Origin of the sequence: Brevundimonas sp. Root1279 (assembly GCF_001425945.1) — a bacterium.
Lineage (GTDB): Bacteria > Pseudomonadota > Alphaproteobacteria > Caulobacterales > Caulobacteraceae > Brevundimonas.
Genome location: NZ_LMEB01000006.1, coordinates 481,164 through 501,214, shown reverse-complemented (window position 1 = coordinate 501,214; position 20,051 = coordinate 481,164). Strand labels below are relative to the sequence as shown.

The 20,051-nt window shown below is 68.0% G+C and carries 20 protein-coding genes; 14 read left to right on the top strand and 6 right to left on the bottom strand.

The genetic code is table 11. The annotated features are described in order from the left end of the window. The first annotated feature begins 3 nt into the window (after window positions 1-3). The 4 genes from ASC65_RS10430 to ASC65_RS10420 all read left to right on the top strand — a co-directional run bounded on the left by ASC65_RS10430 (window position 4) and on the right by ASC65_RS10420 (window position 2,592). Complete coding sequence (locus ASC65_RS10430; protein WP_056452410.1) at window positions 4-696, top strand: SDR family NAD(P)-dependent oxidoreductase; 693 nt, start codon at window positions 4-6, stop codon at window positions 694-696. After that, window positions 693-929: a DUF2093 domain-containing protein gene (locus tag ASC65_RS10425; protein ID WP_082525983.1), complete on the top strand. Its 237-nt coding sequence runs from the start codon at window positions 693-695 to the stop codon at window positions 927-929. Before ASC65_RS10430 ends, ASC65_RS10425 begins: the two co-directional genes overlap by 4 nt. A 131-nt stretch (window positions 930-1,060) precedes the next feature. After that, on the top strand, window positions 1,061-2,026 hold the full coding sequence (locus ASC65_RS17150) for a hypothetical protein (protein ID WP_156459619.1): 966 nt from the start codon (window positions 1,061-1,063) through the stop codon (window positions 2,024-2,026). 50 nt (window positions 2,027-2,076) lie between these two features. Continuing rightward, complete coding sequence (locus ASC65_RS10420) at window positions 2,077-2,592, top strand: hypothetical protein (protein WP_156459618.1); 516 nt, start codon at window positions 2,077-2,079, stop codon at window positions 2,590-2,592. A 29-nt stretch (window positions 2,593-2,621) separates the two neighbouring features. Here the strand turns inward: ASC65_RS10420 and ASC65_RS10415 are convergent, their stop codons facing one another. Continuing rightward, window positions 2,622-3,026, bottom strand: coding sequence for a hypothetical protein (locus ASC65_RS10415; protein ID WP_056452405.1), 405 nt, complete (start codon window positions 3,024-3,026; stop codon window positions 2,622-2,624). Between the two features lie 131 nt (window positions 3,027-3,157). On the opposite strand from ASC65_RS10415, the gene ASC65_RS10410 reads away from it, so the two are divergent. The 5 genes from ASC65_RS10410 (at window position 3,158) to ASC65_RS10390 (ending at window position 9,615) form a co-directional block, all read left to right on the top strand. Then, window positions 3,158-3,895: a hypothetical protein gene (locus ASC65_RS10410; RefSeq protein WP_056452402.1), complete on the top strand. Its 738-nt coding sequence runs from the start codon at window positions 3,158-3,160 to the stop codon at window positions 3,893-3,895. A gap of 42 nt (window positions 3,896-3,937) precedes the next feature. After that, window positions 3,938-4,900, top strand: coding sequence for a WD40 repeat domain-containing protein (locus ASC65_RS10405; RefSeq protein WP_056452399.1), 963 nt, complete (start codon window positions 3,938-3,940; stop codon window positions 4,898-4,900). A gap of 46 nt (window positions 4,901-4,946) precedes the next feature. Then, window positions 4,947-5,657, top strand: coding sequence for a monofunctional biosynthetic peptidoglycan transglycosylase (gene mtgA, locus ASC65_RS10400; RefSeq protein ID WP_056452396.1), 711 nt, complete (start codon window positions 4,947-4,949; stop codon window positions 5,655-5,657). A gap of 95 nt (window positions 5,658-5,752) precedes the next feature. Continuing rightward, on the top strand, window positions 5,753-7,612 hold the full coding sequence (locus ASC65_RS10395; protein WP_056452393.1) for a M2 family metallopeptidase: 1,860 nt from the start codon (window positions 5,753-5,755) through the stop codon (window positions 7,610-7,612). Window positions 7,613-7,725: 113 nt separating this feature from the next. Next, window positions 7,726-9,615 carry a TadE/TadG family type IV pilus assembly protein gene (locus ASC65_RS10390; protein WP_162245670.1) on the top strand — a complete coding sequence of 630 codons (1,890 nt, stop codon included), beginning with the start codon at window positions 7,726-7,728 and terminating at the stop codon, window positions 9,613-9,615. Window positions 9,616-9,831: 216 nt separating this feature from the next. Here the strand turns inward: ASC65_RS10390 and ASC65_RS10385 are convergent, their stop codons facing one another. Further along, window positions 9,832-10,797: an isopenicillin N synthase family dioxygenase gene (locus tag ASC65_RS10385; protein WP_056452388.1), complete on the bottom strand. Its 966-nt coding sequence runs from the start codon at window positions 10,795-10,797 to the stop codon at window positions 9,832-9,834. A gap of 152 nt (window positions 10,798-10,949) precedes the next feature. Here ASC65_RS10385 and ASC65_RS10380 point away from each other — a divergent pair, with 152 nt between their 5' ends. Then, complete coding sequence (locus tag ASC65_RS10380) at window positions 10,950-11,618, top strand: OmpA family protein (RefSeq protein ID WP_056452385.1); 669 nt, start codon at window positions 10,950-10,952, stop codon at window positions 11,616-11,618. Between the two features lie 124 nt (window positions 11,619-11,742). Continuing rightward, window positions 11,743-11,934 carry a hypothetical protein gene (locus ASC65_RS17145; protein ID WP_156459617.1) on the top strand — a complete coding sequence of 64 codons (192 nt, stop codon included), beginning with the start codon at window positions 11,743-11,745 and terminating at the stop codon, window positions 11,932-11,934. Here ASC65_RS17145 and ASC65_RS10375 read toward each other — a convergent pair. Further along, entirely contained in the window at window positions 11,931-13,235 is a 1,305-nt protein-coding gene (locus ASC65_RS10375) for a UDP-glucose dehydrogenase family protein (RefSeq protein ID WP_056452382.1), read from the bottom strand. The two genes, ASC65_RS17145 and ASC65_RS10375, sit on opposite strands and share 4 nt — an antisense overlap. A 129-nt stretch (window positions 13,236-13,364) precedes the next feature. Continuing rightward, window positions 13,365-14,543: an outer membrane beta-barrel protein gene (locus ASC65_RS10370; RefSeq protein ID WP_056452379.1), complete on the bottom strand. Its 1,179-nt coding sequence runs from the start codon at window positions 14,541-14,543 to the stop codon at window positions 13,365-13,367. A gap of 206 nt (window positions 14,544-14,749) precedes the next feature. Between ASC65_RS10370 and ASC65_RS10365 the strand changes: the two genes are divergently transcribed. Both ASC65_RS10365 and ASC65_RS10360 read left to right on the top strand, forming a co-directional pair. Further along, window positions 14,750-15,652 carry an SDR family NAD(P)-dependent oxidoreductase gene (locus tag ASC65_RS10365; protein ID WP_442854125.1) on the top strand — a complete coding sequence of 301 codons (903 nt, stop codon included), beginning with the start codon at window positions 14,750-14,752 and terminating at the stop codon, window positions 15,650-15,652. A gap of 122 nt (window positions 15,653-15,774) precedes the next feature. Next, window positions 15,775-16,980, top strand: a complete 1,206-nt coding sequence (locus ASC65_RS10360; protein WP_056452372.1) for an acetyl-CoA C-acyltransferase — start codon at window positions 15,775-15,777, stop codon at window positions 16,978-16,980. A 146-nt stretch (window positions 16,981-17,126) separates the two neighbouring features. On the opposite strand, the gene ASC65_RS10355 is transcribed toward ASC65_RS10360, so the two are convergent. Then, entirely contained in the window at window positions 17,127-17,849 is a 723-nt protein-coding gene (locus ASC65_RS10355) for a helix-turn-helix transcriptional regulator (protein ID WP_056452369.1), read from the bottom strand. 137 nt (window positions 17,850-17,986) lie between these two features. On the opposite strand from ASC65_RS10355, the gene ASC65_RS10350 reads away from it, so the two are divergent. Next, window positions 17,987-18,601: a glutathione S-transferase family protein gene (locus tag ASC65_RS10350; protein ID WP_056452366.1), complete on the top strand. Its 615-nt coding sequence runs from the start codon at window positions 17,987-17,989 to the stop codon at window positions 18,599-18,601. Window positions 18,602-18,608: 7 nt separating this feature from the next. Here the strand turns inward: ASC65_RS10350 and ASC65_RS10345 are convergent, their stop codons facing one another. Beyond that, window positions 18,609-20,033 carry an alpha,alpha-trehalose-phosphate synthase (UDP-forming) gene (locus ASC65_RS10345; RefSeq protein WP_056452363.1) on the bottom strand — a complete coding sequence of 475 codons (1,425 nt, stop codon included), beginning with the start codon at window positions 20,031-20,033 and terminating at the stop codon, window positions 18,609-18,611. Window positions 20,034-20,051: the final 18 nt, after the last annotated feature.

Here is a 20,051-nt window from a genome sequence, read left to right as displayed (position 1 = left end):
GCCATGGCCGATGCAGCTAGGATCGCCCTGATCGTGGGAGCCTCGCGCGGCATCGGCCTCGGCCTGGTCGAGGAGTATCTGTCGCGCGGCTGGACGGTGGTCGCCACCGTCCGCGACGGCGACGGCGAGGCCGTCCTCGACGCGCTGGACAGGGGCGGCCGCCTGACCGTCTACCGCGCCGACGTCACGCGCGACGCCGACATCCAGGGCCTGGTCGAGCGCATCGACAGCCCGCTCGACCTGCTGTTCGTGAACGCCGGCGTCATGGGTCCGAAGGACATGCTCGAGGCCCTGCCGGAAGAGATTGACCGGGTCATGCACACCAACGCCTTCGGCCCCGCCCGCCTGGCCTGGTTCCTGGTCGACCGCATCCGCGAGAAGACCGGCGTGGTCGCCCTGATGTCGACCGGCATGGCCTCGATCGCCGACAACACCATGGGCGGCTATGACGTCTACCGCGCCTCCAAGGTCGCCCAGAACATGCTGGCCCGCAGCCTTTGGATCGGCCCCGGCCAGGCCCGCGGCCTGACCGTGCTGTCGGTCAATCCGGGCTGGGTCCAGACCGACATGGGCGGGTCGGGCGCCACTATCGACGTGCCCACCAGCGCCCGCGGCATCGCCGACCAGATCGAGGCCCAGGCCGGCTCAGGCGGGCATCGCTTCGTCGGCTGGAACGGTCGGGAGCTGCCCTGGTGAACCCGCCGCCCACGCCCCGGCGCGCCGCCGTCGTCCGCTACGCCACGCCGGACATCGAAATCCTCCAGCCCGGCGATCACGTCGTCTGCGCCGTCTCGGGCAAGCTCATCTCGCTGGACCTGCTGACCTACTGGAGCGTCGAGTTTCAGGAGGCCTACGCCACCGCCGCTTTCATGACGCAGCGGTGGGTCGAGACGCACGGGCGGACAGAGCTAGACAGTGGCTCTCGCTGAGGTTGTGCGAATCCGCATTCTGTGTCTAGGCTCCTCAGCTCCCGTCTAGCGAGTCCAAGTCGCTCGGTCAGATGGGGAGACAGCGTTCAAGAAGCTAACCGAGTTTAAATCTAGTCCATCCGGGGGATCATATGGACGTCCGAGCCTTGAGCGGAACAGCGTCGAGTATTTCCAATCCCCTAGCAGCCAAAGTGCCTTCGGAAGCCAAAGGTCAAGCTGATTCAAACCCAGCGTATGTCTTGGATCTATCGCCTGAGGCGAGAGTTGCAATCGAGGGATCGCAATCGGCCGCCAGCACTCAAACAACTCCTCCCCCTCCGGTTCCCACTCTGCCCGACGTGGTCGTCGAAGCGGTCAGAGTGAAGGCGGCAGCATTTGAGGCAGACCTGCGCAGTCAGCAGAATCCGAGTGTTCCTGACTACGGTCAGATAGCCATTCAAGTAAACATGTACTACTCACAGCAAATGGGGATTGCTGGCGGTGCCCAAGTTGGGGTCAATCAGCATGTTAGGGTTGATACATCGGTGAATCTAAATGACCCTAAGCAAAAGGCGGCGGTCGACACCGTAAAGAATGATCTCATCGCCACCGTTTATCAGGCGATGTCAAATCCTGATGCGCTGATAAATGGCCCTGACACTGCCGACGTGACGGCAAGAGACTGGTTCTCTCTGATGCAAACGGTGGACCTGGTCTTGATGGGAGGCACCAATCCGCGCGGCGCGGCAGGCGAAACGGACATCAATGGGCCGCGAACAACCATTACGATTTGGCCATCGATGGTGTCCGGTTATTTTGGCAGTGCCAACCTCACTGACGCGGGCAGCGCCACGACTATTCTCTATCATGAACTCGGACATGCTGCACTGAGGGTGGAGACGACAGCACGATTTCAAGGCTGGTACACCGCCCAACTTGGACCACCGAACAATATGACCCCAGCGCAGGCTGCCGCAGCTTGGCCGACTAGCTCAGCGGCCATTCTGGATCAGCAGCGAGCCACTGCATTTGGTCAGGGGCTCGCTACGATGACCGGCGGCGTGGTGGCCCAGTCCTATTCTGGCTCTTCGATACCCTACGGAAGTGCGCCTCAATGATGGTTTGTCGTTTAATCCAGGCTCTCGCGGTAGCCGCCGCGCTGTTCGCCATGCCAGCTGTCTCGGCGGCGCAAGTCCCGGACGGCTCGCCGCGGGTCTACGTCTGGGGCTCGATCGCCATCGATCTGGAGGCCGGCCGCGGCCGCGCCGGCCAGACGTTCGCCATCCGGGATTGCTCCGACAGCGACAACAAATGTCTCGACGGCGGCATGCTCAGGCTGACGACGCCGCGCCTGTGCAACGGCTACGCGCAGGGCGCCTTCGGGGAAGGCGAGCTGAAGACTGAGGTCCTCCGTGTCGAAGAGGGGCCGGAAGTTCGCGCCCGCCTCGACGCCGACCTTCCGAACAGCCCGATGTTCCTGCTCGGCAACTCTGCGCGTCCGAATGTGGTCTACGTCTTCTCGCGGTACGGCATGCAGGGCCTGTACTGGGACCCGCTCGGCAAGGAGGATCTGATCGCCGTGGCGAGGGCGGAAGGGCTGCCGGGGCTCGCGCGGACAGGTCAGTCCGCGGACTTCTTCTATTTTCCCGCCCAGACACTTGGCTTGTGGGGACCCTGCGGATGAGGGAGCGCCGCTAGGTCGGTACGGTCCGCTCACTCGGCGGCGCACATGTGCCGGACGACCAGCAGCTGGCCCGGTTCCGTGGCGGGCTTGAGGGGCGGATGCTCCGGCCCCTCGACTGTGCGCAGGAAGCGCTGGGTCTCGTTGTAGAATTCCGACGTTACCACGCCAATCTCCGACCGCTCGCAGTCCACTGTGACGCGCGCCACCACCGTATTGGGCGTTCCGTCCGAGGCCGGGGCGACGGTCGCCTTCAGGGTCAGCAAGACGGTGGCGTGCGCCTGAGACGTCAGGGCTGGCAGGATGGCGTACCGGGCCCCGTCGGCGCCGATCGGCTCCCAAGTCGGATCGTCCCGGTGCGGCAGCGTCTGGGCCGAGGCCGCGCCGGCCAGGCCGATGACGGCCGTCGCTACTGCGCGCGCAAGGCGATGGTGCATGTCGATGGTCCCCCTCTTGGGGAAGCTCCCGCCGCCTTCGCTTCGTCAACGCCGTGCGAGGCCAACCTCGCCGAGCGTCACTATTCGGCCCCACTCACTGCGCAGCTTCGGCCCGTTCGAGGGAGGAAGCGATGAAGAGACTGATCCTGGCCGCGTGCCTGGCCACCATGCTCGCCGGCTGCGGCTCGACCTACACCACGCCCGGCGCCGGCGTCTCCCTGGGGGCCATCTCCGAAGGCGACAAGGACATCAGCGCCGCCTTCCAGCGCGAGGCCGCCGTCACATTCCCGGCCCGCATGGCCGTAATCCGGGTCGCGTCCGCGGGCTACCGCAGCTACTCCAACAACAGCGCCTACGGCTCCGGCGCCTTCGCCATCGTGACGACGCGGGACATCGAGAGCGACGAGAGCCTCGCGCGCCTCGCCCGCATGCCCCAGGTCGCCGCCGTCGCCCCGGTCAGCCGGCTGCTCCTTCCGGCCCAGCTGCGCAACACCCGCGACCTGCGCGCCGCCGCGGCCCAGCTGAAGGCGGATGTCATGCTCGTCTATACGATCGACACCCGCTTCCGCACCGACACCACGGATGTCGGGCCGCTGCAGACCATCGCCCTCGGCTTCCTGCCGACCAAGAAGGCGGTGGTGGTCGCCACCTGCGCCTTCATGATCGTCGATGTGCGCACCGGCTTCATCTACGGCACGGGCGAGACCACGGCGACCGGCGACCAGCGCTCCAACATCTGGGGCAGCGAGGACGCCATCGAGGCGGCCCGGCTCAAGGCCGAGCGCCAGGCCTTCGAGGACGGCCTCGGCGAGGTCTCCACCCTGTGGGCCGCGATCCTCGCGGAGCATGCGGCGCGCGCGGCGGCCTGATCGGCCGTTGACGCCCCGGCCCCGGGCTCTACATCGGGGCCCATGAAAGCCAGTTTCGACGCCCAGATCACCGCCGCCCTGTTCGATGCGACCGGGGCGATCTTCGCCCTGGGCGACGGCTCGGTCCGCTTCGACACCGGCGAGTTCAGCGCCGCCCACGACGGCGCCGTCCTCTGCGCCGTCGTCCACCCCTCCGGCGACGGCGTGGTCACCGGCGGCGACGACGGCCGCGTCATCTGGCACCGCCGCGGCGAGGCGGGCGTCCTGGCCACGGCAAAGGGCCAGTGGATCGACGCCATCGACGCCTCGGCCGAGAGCAAGCTGATCGCCTTCTCCGCCGGCAAGACCCTGTCGGTGATCGACGCTGTCGACGCCGGTTTCCGCCGCGACTTCGTCCACGAGCGCACCGTCTCCGGCGTGGCCTTCGATCCCAAGGGCCGGCGCATCGCGACCTCGACCTACGGCGGCGCGGCCCTGTGGTTCGCCCGCATCGCCGTGCAGAAGCCGACCTTTCTGAAGTGGGCCGGTTCGCACACCGCGGTCGCCTGGTCGCCCGACGGCGCCTTCGTCGTCACCGCCATGCAGGACAACCAGCTGCACGGCTGGCGGGTGAAGGACCAGAAGAACCTGCGCATGGGCGGCTATCCGTCGAAGGTCCGCGCCATGAGCTTCCTGGCCAACGGCCAGCTGCTGGCCACCTCGGGGGCGCAGGGCGCCGTGCTGTGGCCCTTCGTCGGCTCCAACGGGCCGATGGGGCGCGAGGCCAATGAGATCGGCTTCGACGACAGCACCCTGGTCGCCCTCGTCGCCTCCCAGCCCAGGCACGGCCTGTTGGCCGCCGGCCTCAACGACGGCCGCGTCTGGCTGGCCGATCCGGCCGGGCAGGGGCTCAACTTCCTCAAGGCCGACAAGGGCGCCCCCATCACCGCCCTGGCCATGAGCCCGGACGCCGGCCGCGTCGCCTGGGCCGACGAGGACGGCCAGGCCGGCGTCTTCACCCTCTGAGGCCCGCCCCTTGCCTAAGACCGCAAAGCCGCGCCAACCTCGCCGCATGGCGGGGCAATCGAAGTTCAAGAAGATCCGGCGGACGCTCCTGACGGTCGTCATGGCCGCCGCCTGCTTCGTGCTGGGCGGCGTGATCATCCATCGCTTCCTGCCGCCCGCCGCCACCTTCCTGATGATCAGCCGCGCCGTCGCCGGCGACGGCATGAACTACAAGTGGCGCTCGATCGACGACATCTCGCCCCGCCTGGTCGAGGCCGCCATCGCCGCCGAGGACTCGACCTTCTGCGCTCACCGCGGCTTCGACATGAAGGCCATCGAACAGGCCCTGAAGGCCAACGCCAAGGCCGAGAAGCGCAAGTCCGGCCGCATCCGCGGCGGCTCGACCATCAGCCAGCAGACCGCCAAGAACGTCTTCCTCTGGCCTGGCCGCGACTGGGTCCGCAAGGGGCTGGAGGCCGGCTACACCGTCCTGATCGAGACCGTCTGGGGCAAGCGGCGGATCATGGAGATGTACCTCAACGTCGCCGAGATGGGCCCCGGCGTCTTCGGCGCCCAGGCCGCGTCCCGCCACTGGTTCGGCAAAGACGCCGACGAGCTCAGTCCGCGCGAGGCCGCCCGCCTGGCCGCCATCCTGCCCTCGCCGCGCCGCTACAACGCCGGTTCGCCGGGGCCCTACGTCCGCCGCCGCGCCGCCCGCATCCAGGCCGCCATGGGCACGGTCCGCAACGACGGCCTGGCCGCCTGCGTCCTGCGCTGAAGGGTCGCCCGCAAGGCTACGCTTGACCTCTGCCGTTGGGAGGCTTCCTGTGCCGCCCATGGACGCGGGAGCAACCCGCGCGGAGGAGGACTCCCATGAAGCGTTCCCTGATGGCGGCGTCGGCCGCCTGCGCCCTCACCTTCGGCCTGGCCGCCTGCGCCTCGATGGCGGACCCCGTCGACCCCGCAGCCCCGGCGGCCCCGGCCGCGCAAGCCGCGCCGCCCACCGCCCAGGACGCCTCGACCTTCGTCGCCGACGCCGAGAAACGCCTCGCCGACCTCGGCGAGGAGGCCGCCCGCATCCAGTGGACCCGGGCGACCAACATCACCCACGACACCATGTGGCTCGAGAGCCGCATCAACGCCGAGTACACCGAGCTGCAGGTCGAGCTGGCCAACGGCGCGGCTCGCTTCAATGACGTCCAGGTCCCTGACGACGTCCGCCGCAAGCTGAACCTGCTCCGCCTCGGCATCGTCCTGCCCGCGCCGAACCGCCCGGGCGCGGCCGCCGAGCTGTCCGAGATCACCACTCGGCTCGATTCGACCTACGCCACCGGCAAGTTCGAGTTCCAGGGTCGCCAGATCACCCTCGACGACGCCAGCGTGCTGCTCGCCGAGAGCCGTGACCCGGCCGTGACCAAGGCGCTGTACGAGGGCTGGCGCACCATCTCGCCGGTCATGGCCGCCGATTACACCCGCATGGTCGAGATCGCCAACGAGGGCAGCCGCGAGCTCGGCTTCGCCGACACCGGGGCCATGTGGCGCGCCGGCTACGACATGGAGCCCGACGCCTTCGCCGCCGAGACCGACCGGCTCTGGGAGCAGGTGAAGCCCTTCTACGAGAACCTGCACTGCTACGTCCGCAACCGCCTGAACGCCAAATACGGCGACGCGGTCCAGCCGGATCGCGGCCCGATCCGCGCCGACCTGCTCGGCAATATGTGGTCGCAGCAGTGGGGCAACATCTATGACGTCGTCGCTCCGGCGCGGGGCGGCGAGTCCTCCTACGACCTGACCAAGCTGCTCGTGGCCCAGAACTACGACGCCACGCGGATGGTGAAGACCGGAGAGAATTTCTACGTCTCGATGGGCCTGGACCCGCTGCCCCCGACCTTCTGGGAGCGGTCGATGATCACCCGCCCGCGCGACCGCGAGGTGGTCTGCCACGCCTCCGCCTGGAACCTCGACAACCTCGAGGACGTGCGCATCAAGATGTGCACCCAGGTCAATGCGGACGATTTCTACACCGTCCACCACGAACTCGGGCACAACTACTACCAGCGCGCGTACAAGGATCAGCCCTTCCTGTTCAAGAACGGGGCGAACGACGGCTTCCACGAGGCGATCGGCGACTTCGTCGGCCTGTCGGCCCTGACGCCCACCTACCTCAACCAGATCGGCCTGCTCGATGAGGCCCCGGGGGCGGAGGAGGACATTCCCTTCCTGCTCAAGATGGCGCTCGACAAGATCGCCTTCCTGCCCTTCGGCCTGATGGTCGACCGCTGGCGCTGGGATGTGTTCGACGGCGGTACGGCCCCGGCCCAGTACAACGACGCCTGGACCGCCAACATGCTGAAATACCAGGGTCTGGTCCCGCCGGGACCGCGTCCGGCCAACGCCTTCGACCCGGGCGCGAAATACCATATCCCGGGCAACACCCCGTACACCCGCTACTTCCTGGCCGGCATCTACCAGTTCCAGTTCCACCGCGCTGCCTGCCAGCAGGCCGGCTGGACCGGACCGCTGCATCGCTGCTCGATCTACGACAACAAGGAAGTCGGCGAGCGCTTCAACGCCATGCTCGAGATGGGTCAGTCCCGTCCCTGGCCCGAGGCCATGGCCGCCTTCACCGGCGAGTCGGGCAACGACGCCTCGGCCGTGGCGGACTACTTCGCTCCGCTGAATGTCTGGCTGACCGAGCAGAACCGCGGCAAGGACTGCGGCTGGGGGGCCTGAACCGATCGTGGGCCGTTAACTTTTGCTGTTGGCGCTTCTCTTAACCGAGATGCGCCAGTCTCGACCGGATGACCGTGGGCGGCGTGCGCCCGCGTCAGACGGCGGGGACAGCGATGCGGCTCAAGGTCTGGAGTGACGGCGTTCTGAAGTTCGCGCGGCGAACGGCCGACGACATCGGCGGCAATGTGGCGATGCTGTTCTGCCTCGCCATGCCCGTGCTCATCATGATGACCTTCGGCGGGGTCGACATTCACCGCATCTCGACGGTGCGGGTGAACCTGCAGGACGCGCTGGACGCCGCGACCCTGGCGGCCGCGCGTTCGCCCTACACCTCCGACGCCGACCTCAAGCGGATCGGCCTGGCGGCGCTGGACGCCAACCTGCAGAACTATCCCGACATCGTCCTGATCCGCGACCAGACCAAATTCACCCTGGTCGGCGACGTGGTCGTGGCCGACGCCAAGGTCGAGGTGAAGACCCTGGTCGCCAACATCGTCCTGCCGCCCTACGGGAAGCTCCTGGACGACACCCTGCCGGTCAAGGGACACTCGGAAGTCGACCGCGCCTCGCGCAACATCGAGGTGGCGCTGGCGCTCGACATCACCGGCTCGATGGCCGGCCAGAAGCTGACCGACCTGAAGGCGGCGGCCAAACAGCTGGTCGACCTGGTCGTGCAGCCGATCCAGACCCCCTACTATTCCAAGGTTGCGCTGGTGCCGTGGTCGAACTCGGTCAACCCGGGCAGCAGCTACCTGACCAGCGTCCGCGGCTCCGTGGTCGGATCGACGCCGGTGTCGAATGCGGTGATGAACCTGGTCGGGACCGCCAAGACCATCACGGGCGCGACCAAGGCCCGGCCGGTGGTCATCACCTCGGCCAGCCACGGCTTCGCCAACAACGACGTCGTCTGGATCACCGGCGCCACCGGCATGACCCAGCTGAACAACAAGCCCTATGTGGTCAAGAACAAGACCACCAACACCTTCGAGCTCTACACCCTGTCGGGCAGCCGCGTGAACGGCGAGAACTACAACGCCTATACGGGCACCGCCGGCCGGATTCAGCGTTGCCAGAACAACGACTGCTCGATCACCTTCACCACCTCGTCGAATCACGGCCTTAGCAACAACGACTACGTCTACTTCACCGATGTCAGCGGTCTGCGCGACAGCAGCAACAACAGCGTCGTCAACGGCAAGAGCTTCCTGGTCGGCAACGTCACCTCGACCACCTTCACCATCGAACCGCCTGACGGTCAGTCGATCACGCCCTACGCCTCGGGCGGTCGGACGTGGTGCGCCCAGGCCGGATGTACCTGGTACGCCTTCGAGGACACCGCGGGCGACCTGCAGACCTTCCAGGTCAGTTCATGTGTGACGGAGCGCACCGGCAACGAACGCTACACCGACGCTTCCGTCGGGGCCGGAAAGGTCGGACGACACTACCCGAGCGCCACCGGCGAATGCCTCGGCAACGCCGTGGTGCCGCTGTCGACGGACAAGACCACCCTCAAGTCCCGCATCGACAACTTCGTCGCGACGGGCGGTACGGCGGGCCAGATCGGCATCGGCTGGGGCTGGTACATGGTCTCGCCGACCTTCAGCGCCCTCTGGGGGGGCTCCGGCCAGGCCGGCGCCTACAACGTGGGCCGCACGCTCAAGGCGGTGGTGATCATGACCGACGGGGAGTTCAACACCCCCTACTGCACCGGCGTCCTGGCGCGGAACGCGGGGTCGGGCAGCGGCAGCGTTCGCATCGACTGCGACGCCGACAACGGCGATCCCTTCGCCCAGAGTCGGTCCATCTGTTCGGCGATGAAGGCCGAAGGCGTGATCGTCTACACCGTCGGCTTCCAGATCGCCTCCGGCGGCGATGCGGCCGCGCTGCTCGAGGACTGCGCCTCCTCGAAGGACAAATTCTTCCTGCCGGCCACCGGCGGCGACCTCAGCGAAGTCTTCGCCGCCATCGGTCGCGACATCACCAAGCTGCGGATCACCAAGTAGCGCCCTGGGAGGGCTTCGGCCCTCCCAGATCCCGCCCTAAAGCAGCGAGCGCCTGCCGCGCGAGCGTTAGCGCCTCCCCGCGCTCAAGCAGCGAGGCCCCGCGGGCCGAGCGTTAGCGCTTCCCCTCGCTCAAGCAGGGAGGCCCCGCGGGCCGAGCGTTAGCGCTTCCCCTCGCTCAAGCAGCGAGGCCCCGCGGGCCGAGCGTTAGCGCCCCTCTTAGATAAGCCGGATTTCCTTGAGCCGCTCGGTCAGGAAGTCCTCGGCCATGATCGACTTGTCGACATAGCGGTCCGGGTTCTCCGGGGTGATCGTCGACGGCAGGGTCTTGATCACGAAGTCCGGGTTGAAGTGCAGGAAGAAGGGCGTCGAATAGCGGGCGAAGCTGGCCCGCTCCGGCGTCGGGTTGATCACCCGGTGGCTGGTGGACGGGAGGACGTGGTTGGTCAGGCGCTGCAGCATGTCGCCGATGTTGACCACCAGGGCGCCCGGGGGCGGGGCGATGTCCAGCCATTCGCCGTCGGCGTCCTTCAGCTGCAGGCCGGCCTCTTCGGCGCCCAGCAGCAGGGTGATGACGTTGATGTCTTCATGGGCGCCGGCGCGGACGCCAGAGCTGCCCGCGGCGACCGGCGGATAGTGCAGCATGCGCAGGATGCTGTTGCCCAGCTGGACCTTGTCCTCGAAGAAGTCGTCGCCCAGCTCCATGTAGCGGGCGATGGCGCGCAGGATCTTGGCGCCCAGCGCGTCCATGGCGGTGAACATGCCGTAGAGGTGTTCCTGGAAGCCCTCGACTTCGGTCGGCCAGACGTTGTCGCGCATGTATTTGCGATAGGGGTGGCCCTCCGGCAGCTCGCGGCCGACGTGCCAGAATTCCTTCAGGTCGACCGTTGCCGCGCCCTTGGCGGCCTCGACGCCGAACGGGGTCAGGCCGCGCGCGCCGCCGGTGCCCGGCTGGTGGTACTGGCGCTTGGTCTCTTCCGGCAGGGCGAAGAAGGCCTTGGCGTCGTCGAGGGCGCTGTCGATCACCGCCTCGTCCAGCCCGTGGTCGGCGATGACCGCAAAGCCGTAGCGCTTGAACGACCCGCCCAGGGCGTCGGCGAAGGCCTGGAAGTCGGTGTCGTACAGCTTCATCGAGACGGGCTCGATGGCGCGGCGGGCGGTGGTGGTGTTCAGGCCGTCGGCCATTGGGGGACCTCAATCGGTAACGCGGGCTCTCCCATACGCCCTCAGGACCGATCTTGGCAAAGCGAGGGCGTTCACCCCCCGTACAGCCTGGAACCTTGACGGTAAGGGCGCGTTTCCGCCCGCAATCAGAAACTCAGAAGGCTCTCTCTCCCATGCGCGCCAAACTCCTCATCACCGGTCTCAGCCTCGCCGCCCTGCTGGGCGCCTGCACCACGACCGACCCCTACAGCTCGACCCCGAACCGCAACAACACCGGCACGGGCGCCATCGCCGGCGCCGTCGGCGGGGCGCTGCTCGGCTACCTGACCAACACCTCGGACTCGGAACAGGGCCGCAAGAACGCCCTGATCGGGGCCGGCATCGGCGCCCTCGGCGGCGCGGCCGTCGGCCAGTACATGGATCGCCAGCAGCGCGAGCTCGAGGCCGAGCTGTCGGGCTCGGGCGTCGGCGTCGCCCGCCAGGGCGAAGTCCTGGTCCTGCGCATGCCGTCGGACGTCACCTTCGCCACCGCCCAGTCGAGCATCGACCCGCGCTTCTATTCGACCCTGGACGACGTGGCCCGGGTGCTGAACCGCTATGACCAGTCGGTCATCGACATCGTCGGCCATGCCGACGCCGATGGCGCGGACGATTTCAACCTGAACCTGTCGCGCCAGCGCGCCTCGTCGGTCGCCCAGTACCTGGTCAGCCATCAGGTGCTGCCGGATCGTCTGTACGTGGAAGGTCGCGGCGAGAGCGCCCCGATCGCCACCAACGCCACGGCCGAGGGCAAGGCCCAGAACCGTCGCGTCGAGATCACGATCCGCCCGTTCAAGGGCTGATCCAGCGATCAGAAAGAAGGGCGGGGCTTCAGCCCCGCCTTTTTTGTCGCGGGACACCGTTCCGTGACTTGCGGCTGGCCGATCCGGATGCTGTTAACGACGTGCGTCTGAATCGGGGAAACGCGTGCGGTCGGAACACGAAATCACTGAGAGCATCCGCATGGGCGCCATCGCCGTCGTTTCGGCGGTGGTGACGGCGACTCTGGTGATCGGCGCCGGCCGCGCGCTCATGCCCCACGGCCATGAAGCCCAGGCGCAAGCGGCTTCGGCTCACGCCGCCGAGGTGCGGGTCGTCAGGACGGTCGACCGCCCCTAGGCGCGACCGATCGAGGCGTAGCGGAAGCCGCGCGCCCGCATGTCGTCCGGACGATAGACGTTGCGCAAGTCGACCATCACCGGCTGACGCAGAAGCAGTTTGACGCGGTCCAGGTCGAGGGCGCGGAACTGGTCCCATTCGGTCAGGATCACCACCACATCGGCGCCGGCGACGGCGTCGTACGGGCCGTCCTTGAACACCACGCCGTCCAGCATCCGCGAGGCCTCGTGCATGCCCTCCGGGTCGAAGGCCTGGACCGTGGCGCCCATGGCGATCAGGGCGGGGGCGACGTCGAGCGACGGCGCGTCGCGCATATCATCCGTGTTCGGCTTGAAGGTCAGGCCCAGCAGGGCGACGGTCTTGCCCTTGAGGTCGCCGTCCAGCGCCGTCTCGACGCGCGAGGCCATGGCCTTCTTGCGCGCGTCGTTGATCTCCACCGTGGTCTCGATCAGCCGCACCGGCGCGCCGGCGTCGGTGGCGGTGCGCACCAGGGCCAGGGTGTCCTTGGGGAAGCACGAGCCGCCGTAGCCCGGCCCCGCGTGGAGGAATTTGCCGCCGATCCGCTTGTCCAGGCCGATGCCGCGGGCGACCTGCTGCACGTCGGCCCCGACCTTCTCGCACAGGTCCGCCATCTCGTTGATGAAGGTGATCTTCATCGCCAGGAAGGCGTTGGCCGCATATTTGATCAGCTCCGAGGTGCGCCGTCCGGTGAACAGGATCGGCGTCTCGTTCAAGTTCAGCGGCCGGTACAGCTCACGCATCACCTCCTGGGCGCGCGGGTCCTCGGCGCCGACTACGACGCGGTCCGGACGCTTGAAGTCCTCGATGGCCGCGCCCTCGCGCAGGAACTCCGGGTTGGAGACCACGGCGAAGTCGGCGTCCGGGCGACGGGCGCGGATGATCTTCTCGATCTCGTCGCCGGTGCCGACCGGCACGGTCGATTTGGTCACGACGACGGTGAAGCCCTCGATCAGGCCGGCGATCTCCTCGGCGGCGGCGTAGACGTAGGACAGGTCGGCATGGCCGTCGCCCCGGCGCGACGGCGTGCCCACGGCGATGAACACGGCGTCGGCGGCGCGGATCGCCTCGGCGCCGTCCAGGGCGAAGCTCAGGCGGCCGCCGCGGACGTTGGACGCGACCAGGTCGTCCAGGCCCGGTTCGAAGATCGGAATCTCGCCGCGCTCAAGGCGCTCGATCTTGGAGGCGTCCTTGTCGACGCAGGTCACCTCATGGCCGAAGTCGGCGAAACAGGCTCCAGACACCAGGCCGACGTAGCCGGTTCCGATCATTGCGACGCGCATGCGGTTTCGCCTCTTCCAATAGTGGGCCGGAGATAGCGGCCGTCCCCGCCTTTGGCCACCCCGGGGGCGGGCCAAATGCCGGGCCAAACAAAACCGCCGGCCCCGTGAGGGACCGGCGGTTCCGGTAGTTCAGCTTGCCGTCCGCTTCCCGGCCCGAAGGCCGGGGAGCGATGCGCGACGGTTGAGCGGCTCGCGAACGCCGTCGGCGGTCGGCTTGGCCAGCTGGGTTTCACCCTTGCCGTCCAGCGAGATCACGCCGCCGTTGACGCCACCGGCGACCATGGCGTCACCCACGGTGCGGGCGCGGCGCATGGACAGACCCATGTTGTACTCGGCCGAACCCGAGGTGTCGGTGTGACCGACAATCAGGATCCGCGTCGGACGACCGGTCTTGGCGTGGTTGACCGCCTGGGTCACGACGGCCTGGGCTTCCGGCGTCAGGTCGTAACGATCCCAGTCGAAGTACACCACGAACTCACGCGCAGCCGGAGCAGGCGGCGGCGGCGGCGGCGGGGGAGGCGGCGGCGGGGGCGGCGGCGGCGGCGGCGGCGGCGGCGGCGGCACGTAGACCGGCTCGTCGGCGCCGAACGCATAGCGCAGGCCCAGCGTGATGGTGTGGCTCTGGTCGTAGCGGCCCGCGAACGGACCGGTCAGCGGCACAGCAGCCGGAGCGGACACGAAGGTGTCGAACTCCATGTTGGTCATCAGGTAGCGGTACGTCAGGTCGACGTTGGCGCGGTCGCTGATGGCCCAGGCGACGCCGGCGAGGAACTGCGAAGCCAGCTTGGTCGAGCTGTCGTCGGCGCCCACGGCCGTGGTGCGTTGACCGCCCAGGGTGCCGGTGAACTCGGTGTCGATGCGAGCGACGCCCGCGCCGAGGCCGATGAAGGGACGGAAGCCCCAGGTCTCATCACCGAAGTCGTAGATCACGTTGGCCATCAGGGTGGTGGCCTGGATCTCACCGTCCGGGGATTCGCACGCGCCGAGGGCCGGGGTCGAGTTACAGACGCCGGTCGGAACGTTGCCGTTCGGATTGGTAATGCCTTCGATGTCGTTGGTGCGGTAGCCGCCTTCCAGCTCCACGCGCCAGTTCGGGGTGAACCGATAGCCGAGACGGGCGAAGGCCGCCCAGTCGTCTTTCAGTTCAATGTCCCATTCCGGACCGGTGGTTTGCGACACCAGTTCCTGGTCGGAGATCGTGTGGTAACCCACATCGATTGCCCCGTACCAGCCATTTGGCTCGGCCGCCGCTGCGCCGGCTGCGAACAGCCCCGCCATTGCGACGCCGGCGAGAAGTTTCACCTTCATGATATCCCTCACACTCAAGGTTGCCCGAATGCCCACGCTTTGAAACGGGACGCTCCGGAGCCGAACGGCATTGTACGGTTCCGGTTCCTTGGTTTTCGCTCGGAATACGGCGAGTGTGGCGCCATTCCAACACATTCGGACGGGCTGTCCGAAACTGAAACGCCTGCTAACAGGACAACGCGCAACGAAGGAGAATGGGCATGGCTATGGGGTTTGAAGGCCGCGTGGCGATCGTGACGGGAGCCGGCGGCGGCCTTGGCCGTGAACACGCGCTCGGGCTGGCGAAGCGTGGCGCAAAGGTGGTCGTAAATGATCTGGGCGGCGCCCGCGACGGCTCCGGCGGCTCGGCCACGGCGGCTGAAGCTGTGGTTGCAGAGATTGTGGCGGCCGGCGGCGAGGCCATGGCCAATGCGGCCTCGGTCACCGACCCGGCGGCGGTCCAGGCCATGGTTGCGGCGGCGATGGCCCAATGGGGTCGGGTCGACATCCTGGTCAACAACGCCGGCGTCCTGCGCGACAAGACCTTCGCCAAGATGGAGCTGGAGGACTTCCGCTTCGTCGTCGACGTGCACCTGATGGGAGCGGTCAACTGCACCAAGGCGGTGTGGGACATCATGCGCGAGCAGAACTACGGCCGCATCGTGATGACGACCTCGTCCTCGGGCCTGTTCGGCAATTTCGGCCAGTCCAACTACGGCGCCGCCAAGATGGCCCTGGTCGGCCTGATGCAGACCCTGTCGATCGAGGGGGCCAAGAACGACATCCGCGTCAACTGTCTGGCCCCGACCGCCCACACCCGCATGACCGAGGACCTCGGCGCCCGCCTGCCGCTCGAGCTGCTGGGCCCCGACATGGTCACGCCGGGGCTGCTGCACCTGGTCAGCGAGGACGCGCCCAGCCGTTGCATCCTGACCGCCGGGGCCGGCGGCTTCGAGCGCGCCTACGTCACCCTGACCCAGGGCGCCTGGATCGCCGGCGAGGACGCCCCCGAGCAGGTCGCCGCTCGCTTCGAGGAGATTTCGGACCGCACGGGCGAGATCATCCCCGAAATGGGCGCGGCCCAAGGCTTCATCGAACTGGGCAAGGCTCAGGCGGCCCAGGCCAAATAGGCGGCCTTGTCGCGGGCCGGTCGCTAGCGAAGGCCGGCCCGTTTCCTTGCTGGACCGAACCACCCTTGGCTGACGCCACGGTATGGGCCTAGATCACAGGCATCCCATACAGGAGTGCCCGGATGTCCCGCGAAGCCGTTATCGTCTCCACCGCCCGGACCCCCATCGGCCGCGCCTACCGCGGCGCCTTCAACGACACCCAGGCCCAGCAGCTGGGCGCCCACGCCATCCGCCATGCCGTTGCGCGGGCGGGGATCGATCCGGCCGAGGTCGAGGACGTGGTCATCGGCGCGGCCCTGCAGCAGGGCTCGACCGGCACCAACATCGGCCGTCAGGCGGCCCTCGCCGCCGGCCTGCCGGTCACGACCGCCGGCATGAGCCTGGACCGCCAGTGCGCCTCGGGCCTGATGGCCATCGCCACCGCCGCCAAACAGGTGATCTTCGACCAGCAGAAGGTCGTCGTCGGCGGCGGCCTGGAGTCCATCTCCCTGGTCCAGAACCAGAACATGAACCTGTACCGCGGCAAGGATGAGGAGCTGCTCAAGCTCGCGCCGCACATCTATATGTCGATGCTCGAGACCGCCGAGGTCGTGTCGCGCCGCTACGGCATCAGCCGCGACGCCCAGGACGAATACGCCCTTCAGTCGCAGCAGCGCACCGCCCAGGCCCAGGCCGAGGGCCGCCTCGACGCCGAGATCGTACCGATGACCTCGACCATGCTGGTCGTCGACAAGTCCACCGGCGAGACCTCGAAGAAGGAGGTCACGCTGTCCAAGGACGAGGGCAACCGCGCCGACACCACCCTGGAAGGCCTGAAGTCGCTGAAGCCGGTGTTCGGCTCGGGCGAGGAGATCCAGCAGGGCGAGTTCATCACCGCCGGCAACGCCAGCCAGCTGTCGGACGGCGCCTCGGCCAGCGTCATCATGGAGGCCGGCGAGGCCGTGCGTCACGGCCTGCAGCCGCTCGGCGCCTATCGCGGCATGGCCGTGGTCGGTTGCGAGCCTGACGAGATGGGCATCGGCCCGGTCTTCGCCGTGCCCAAGCTGCTGAAGCGCCACGGCCTGACCGTCGACGACATCGGCATCTGGGAGCTGAACGAGGCCTTCGCCGTGCAGGTGCTCTACTGCCGCGACAGGCTGGGCATTCCCAACGACCGCCTCAACGTCTCGGGCGGCGCCATCTCCATCGGCCACCCCTACGGCATGTCGGGCGCCCGCATGACCGGCCACGTCCTCATCGAGGGCAAGCGCCGCGGCGCCAAATACGGCGTCGTCACCATGTGCGTCGGCGGCGGCATGGGCGCCGCCGGGCTGTTCGAGATCTACTGAGGACCCTCAAATCCGCTCATCCCGGCGAAAGCCGGGACCCAGTTCTTTGGGTGACGGCTGGTTGGACGCTCCCATGAACGGTAGTCCTTCGGCGCAGGTGCTTCGCTGGACAGCACTGGGTCCCGGCTTTCGCCGGGATGAGCGGGTTAGTTGGTTCCGTCCCCCTGCCGGTTGAGCCACTCCGCCCGCTCCGCCTCCATCTGGGCGAACCATCGGGCGCGCAGCACCGCCGGCCGGCCCGGATAGCGGTCGTCCAGGAACTCCGCCTCGACCACCCGGTCGGTGCGGAAGGTGCGGAAGTCGTCGCGGGTCTCGCACCAGCCGACCAGCAGCCGGGTGGTCTCGCGATAACCGACCAGGCAGGGCCAGATGACCCGCAGGGTCTCGCGGCCCTGTTCGTCGGAATAATGGAGCCGCAGCTTGCGCCCGGCGTGGATCGAGGCCCGCACCCGCGACATGTCCAGGGTCTCCACCTCGCGTTTCCACGTCGGCGCCGACGCGACCGCGGGCTCGAGCAGCACAGGCCGCAGCTTTTCGGGAACCGTCGCCGCGATCTTGGCCACCAGGTCGCGCGCCGCCCGGGCCAGGGCCGGGTCGCCGCGCCCGGCCACCCACTGCGCGCCCAGCACCGCCGCCTCGACCTCGTCCGAGGTCAGCATCAGCGGCGGCATGTCGAAGCCGCCGTCGAGCACATAGCCGATCCCCGCCTCGCCGCGGATCGGCACCCGCTGGCCCATCAGGGTGGCGATGTCGCGATAGATGGAGCGCTTCGAGGTCTCCAGCTCGGTCGCCATGGCGTCCGCCGTCACCGGCTTCGACGAGCGTCTCAGCACCTGGATGATCTGGAATAGGCGGTCCGCGCGTCTCATGTCTGCATCCTGCCGTACGCCTGCTGACAACATGCTGGCAGCAGGGTGGCAGTAGATCAATCCGGGTCGGCGGCGACGCGCTCGAGCAGCGAGGCGCCGCGCGGCGAGCGATAGCGCCCTCACTCCGGAGAAAGACCATGCTGACCCTTTTCCACGCCCCCTGGTCGCGTTCGAGCCGCATCGTCTGGCTGCTGGAGGAGATCGGCGCGCCGTACGAGATCCGCTACGTCGACATCTTCCGCGCCCAGACCCAGAGCGGCGGGCGCGACGCGGCCAATCCGCACCCGGACGGCAAGGTCCCGGCGCTGGTGCATGACGGAGCTCTGGTCACCGAGTCGGCGGCCATCGCCCTTTATCTGACAGACCTCTTCCCCCACGCGGGCCTCGGCGCCCCGGTCGGCTCGTCCGAACGCGCCGCCTATGTCACCTGGCTGAGCTGGACCGCCGGCGAGATGGAGCCCGCCTACTGGGGCCGGATCAGCGGCCAGACCGAAGGCGATCCGGTCGCCAAGGCCCGCTACGACGCCGCCAACGACCGTATCCTCAAAGCGCTTGAGGCCGGGCCCTATCTGATGGGCGACCGATTCACCGCCGTCGACGTCATGGTCGGCGCCGCCATGGCCTGGGGCCGCGAGTTCGCCCCCGAGAGCCCGCTGCTCGACGCATGGCTGGAGCGGATCATGGCCAGCCCGGCCAATGCGGCGGCCGCCGCCAAGGACGGAACGCCGCCGGCGGACGCACAGGTGGCCTGAGGCTTGATCAGGCCGCGCGGGCGGCGGGATCGCTGTCCCCGTCCGCCGGCCTGTCGATCGCCCGCAGCGAGGCGACGAAGTCGTCGCGCCAGATGCTGACGTCGGTTTCCCGCACGCACTCCATCAGGCACTCCCACTTACGCCGCCGTTCCGCCAGCGGCATGGTCAGGGCCCGCTTGATGGCGTCGGACAGTTCCTCGCGGCTGAACGGATTGACCAGCAGGGCCTCGCCCATCTGTTCGGCCGCCCCGGCGAAGCGCGACAGCACCAGGACGCCCGGATCCTCGGGGTTCTGGGCCGCCACATATTCCTTGGCCACCAGGTTCATGCCGTCGCGCAGCGGCGTCACCAGACCGACCTTGGCCGCCCGATAGATGCCGGCCAGCTGGTCGCGGCGGTAGGTGCGGTTGAGGTAGCGGATCGGCTGCCAATCCATGTCGGCGAACTCGCCGTTGATCCGCCCGGCCAGGCCTTCAAGCCGTGAACGGATGTCCTGATAGGTATCGACCTCGTCGCGACTGATCGGCGTCACCTGCAGCAGGAAGACGTCGCCGCGCATGTCCGGATTGTCGGTCAGGAACTGCTCATATCCGAGCAGCCGCTGCTCCAGGCCCTTGGAGTAGTCGAGCCGGTCGACCCCGACCATCATCGTGCGGAAGGCCGAGGACGCGGCCATGCGGTCGTAGGTGCGCCGCCCGAAGACCGAGTTGCGCGCCCTCAGGAAGCCCTCGACGTCGATGCCGATCGGGAAGACGCCGGCCTGCACCGTCCGCCCGAACGCCTCCAGGGCGTCGTTCGGCAGCAGCTTGCCGCGCACCTCGGGCTCCGAAGCGACATAGTCCCGGAACAGGTCCAGCCACTCGCGGGTGTGGAAGCCGATCAGGTCGTAGCTGAACATCGACTCCACCAGCCGCCGGTGGTGGGGCAGGGTGACCAGCAGCTGCCGCGCCGGCCAGGGCGTGTGCAGGAAGAAGCCGATGCGGTTCTTGATGCCCCGGCGGCGCAGGTCCCGGGCCAGCGGGATCATGTGATAGTCGTGGATCCAGATGACGTCGTCGGGCCGGATCAGGGGCGCCAGCACCTCGGCGAACCGCGCATTGGTCCGCTCATAGCCCTCGCCGTACGACCGCTCGTAGGCCGTCAGGTCGACCCGGTGGTGGAACAGGGGCCACAGGGTCTTGTTGGCGTAGCCGTTATAGTACTCGTCCACATCCTGCGGCTCGAGGTCGACCAGGGCGACGGTGACGCCGGCGCGGTCCTCGATCTTGGCCTCGGGCACGAATTTCTCGACCGTCTCGCCCGACCAGCCGAACCACAAGCCGTCGTACTTCCGCAGCGCCGAGGACAGGGCCATGGCGAGGCCGCCCACCGAACCCGCGGCGGGGTCCATGGGGGCCGACACCCTGTTCGAAACGACAATCAGGCGACTCATGGATGCAGAACCGCTCCG

Coding starts and splice junctions, on each gene's coding strand:
- ASC65_RS10430 (WP_056452410.1), top strand. CDS start 4: ATGGCCGATGCAGCTAGGATCGCCCTGATCGTGGGAGCCTCGCGCGGC.
- ASC65_RS17150 (WP_156459619.1), top strand. CDS start 1,061: ATGGACGTCCGAGCCTTGAGCGGAACAGCGTCGAGTATTTCCAATCCC.
- ASC65_RS10420 (WP_156459618.1), top strand. CDS start 2,077: ATGCCAGCTGTCTCGGCGGCGCAAGTCCCGGACGGCTCGCCGCGGGTC.
- ASC65_RS10415 (WP_056452405.1), bottom strand. CDS start 3,026: ATGCACCATCGCCTTGCGCGCGCAGTAGCGACGGCCGTCATCGGCCTG.
- ASC65_RS10410 (WP_056452402.1), top strand. CDS start 3,158: ATGAAGAGACTGATCCTGGCCGCGTGCCTGGCCACCATGCTCGCCGGC.
- ASC65_RS10405 (WP_056452399.1), top strand. CDS start 3,938: ATGAAAGCCAGTTTCGACGCCCAGATCACCGCCGCCCTGTTCGATGCG.
- mtgA (WP_056452396.1), top strand. CDS start 4,947: ATGGCGGGGCAATCGAAGTTCAAGAAGATCCGGCGGACGCTCCTGACG.
- ASC65_RS10395 (WP_056452393.1), top strand. CDS start 5,753: ATGAAGCGTTCCCTGATGGCGGCGTCGGCCGCCTGCGCCCTCACCTTC.
- ASC65_RS10390 (WP_162245670.1), top strand. CDS start 7,726: ATGCGGCTCAAGGTCTGGAGTGACGGCGTTCTGAAGTTCGCGCGGCGA.
- ASC65_RS10385 (WP_056452388.1), bottom strand. CDS start 10,797: ATGGCCGACGGCCTGAACACCACCACCGCCCGCCGCGCCATCGAGCCC.
- ASC65_RS10380 (WP_056452385.1), top strand. CDS start 10,950: ATGCGCGCCAAACTCCTCATCACCGGTCTCAGCCTCGCCGCCCTGCTG.
- ASC65_RS10375 (WP_056452382.1), bottom strand. CDS start 13,235: ATGCGCGTCGCAATGATCGGAACCGGCTACGTCGGCCTGGTGTCTGGA.
- ASC65_RS10370 (WP_056452379.1), bottom strand. CDS start 14,543: ATGAAGGTGAAACTTCTCGCCGGCGTCGCAATGGCGGGGCTGTTCGCA.
- ASC65_RS10365 (WP_442854125.1), top strand. CDS start 14,750: ATGGGGTTTGAAGGCCGCGTGGCGATCGTGACGGGAGCCGGCGGCGGC.
- ASC65_RS10360 (WP_056452372.1), top strand. CDS start 15,775: ATGTCCCGCGAAGCCGTTATCGTCTCCACCGCCCGGACCCCCATCGGC.
- ASC65_RS10355 (WP_056452369.1), bottom strand. CDS start 17,849: ATGAGACGCGCGGACCGCCTATTCCAGATCATCCAGGTGCTGAGACGC.
- ASC65_RS10350 (WP_056452366.1), top strand. CDS start 17,987: ATGCTGACCCTTTTCCACGCCCCCTGGTCGCGTTCGAGCCGCATCGTC.
- ASC65_RS10345 (WP_056452363.1), bottom strand. CDS start 20,033: ATGAGTCGCCTGATTGTCGTTTCGAACAGGGTGTCGGCCCCCATGGAC.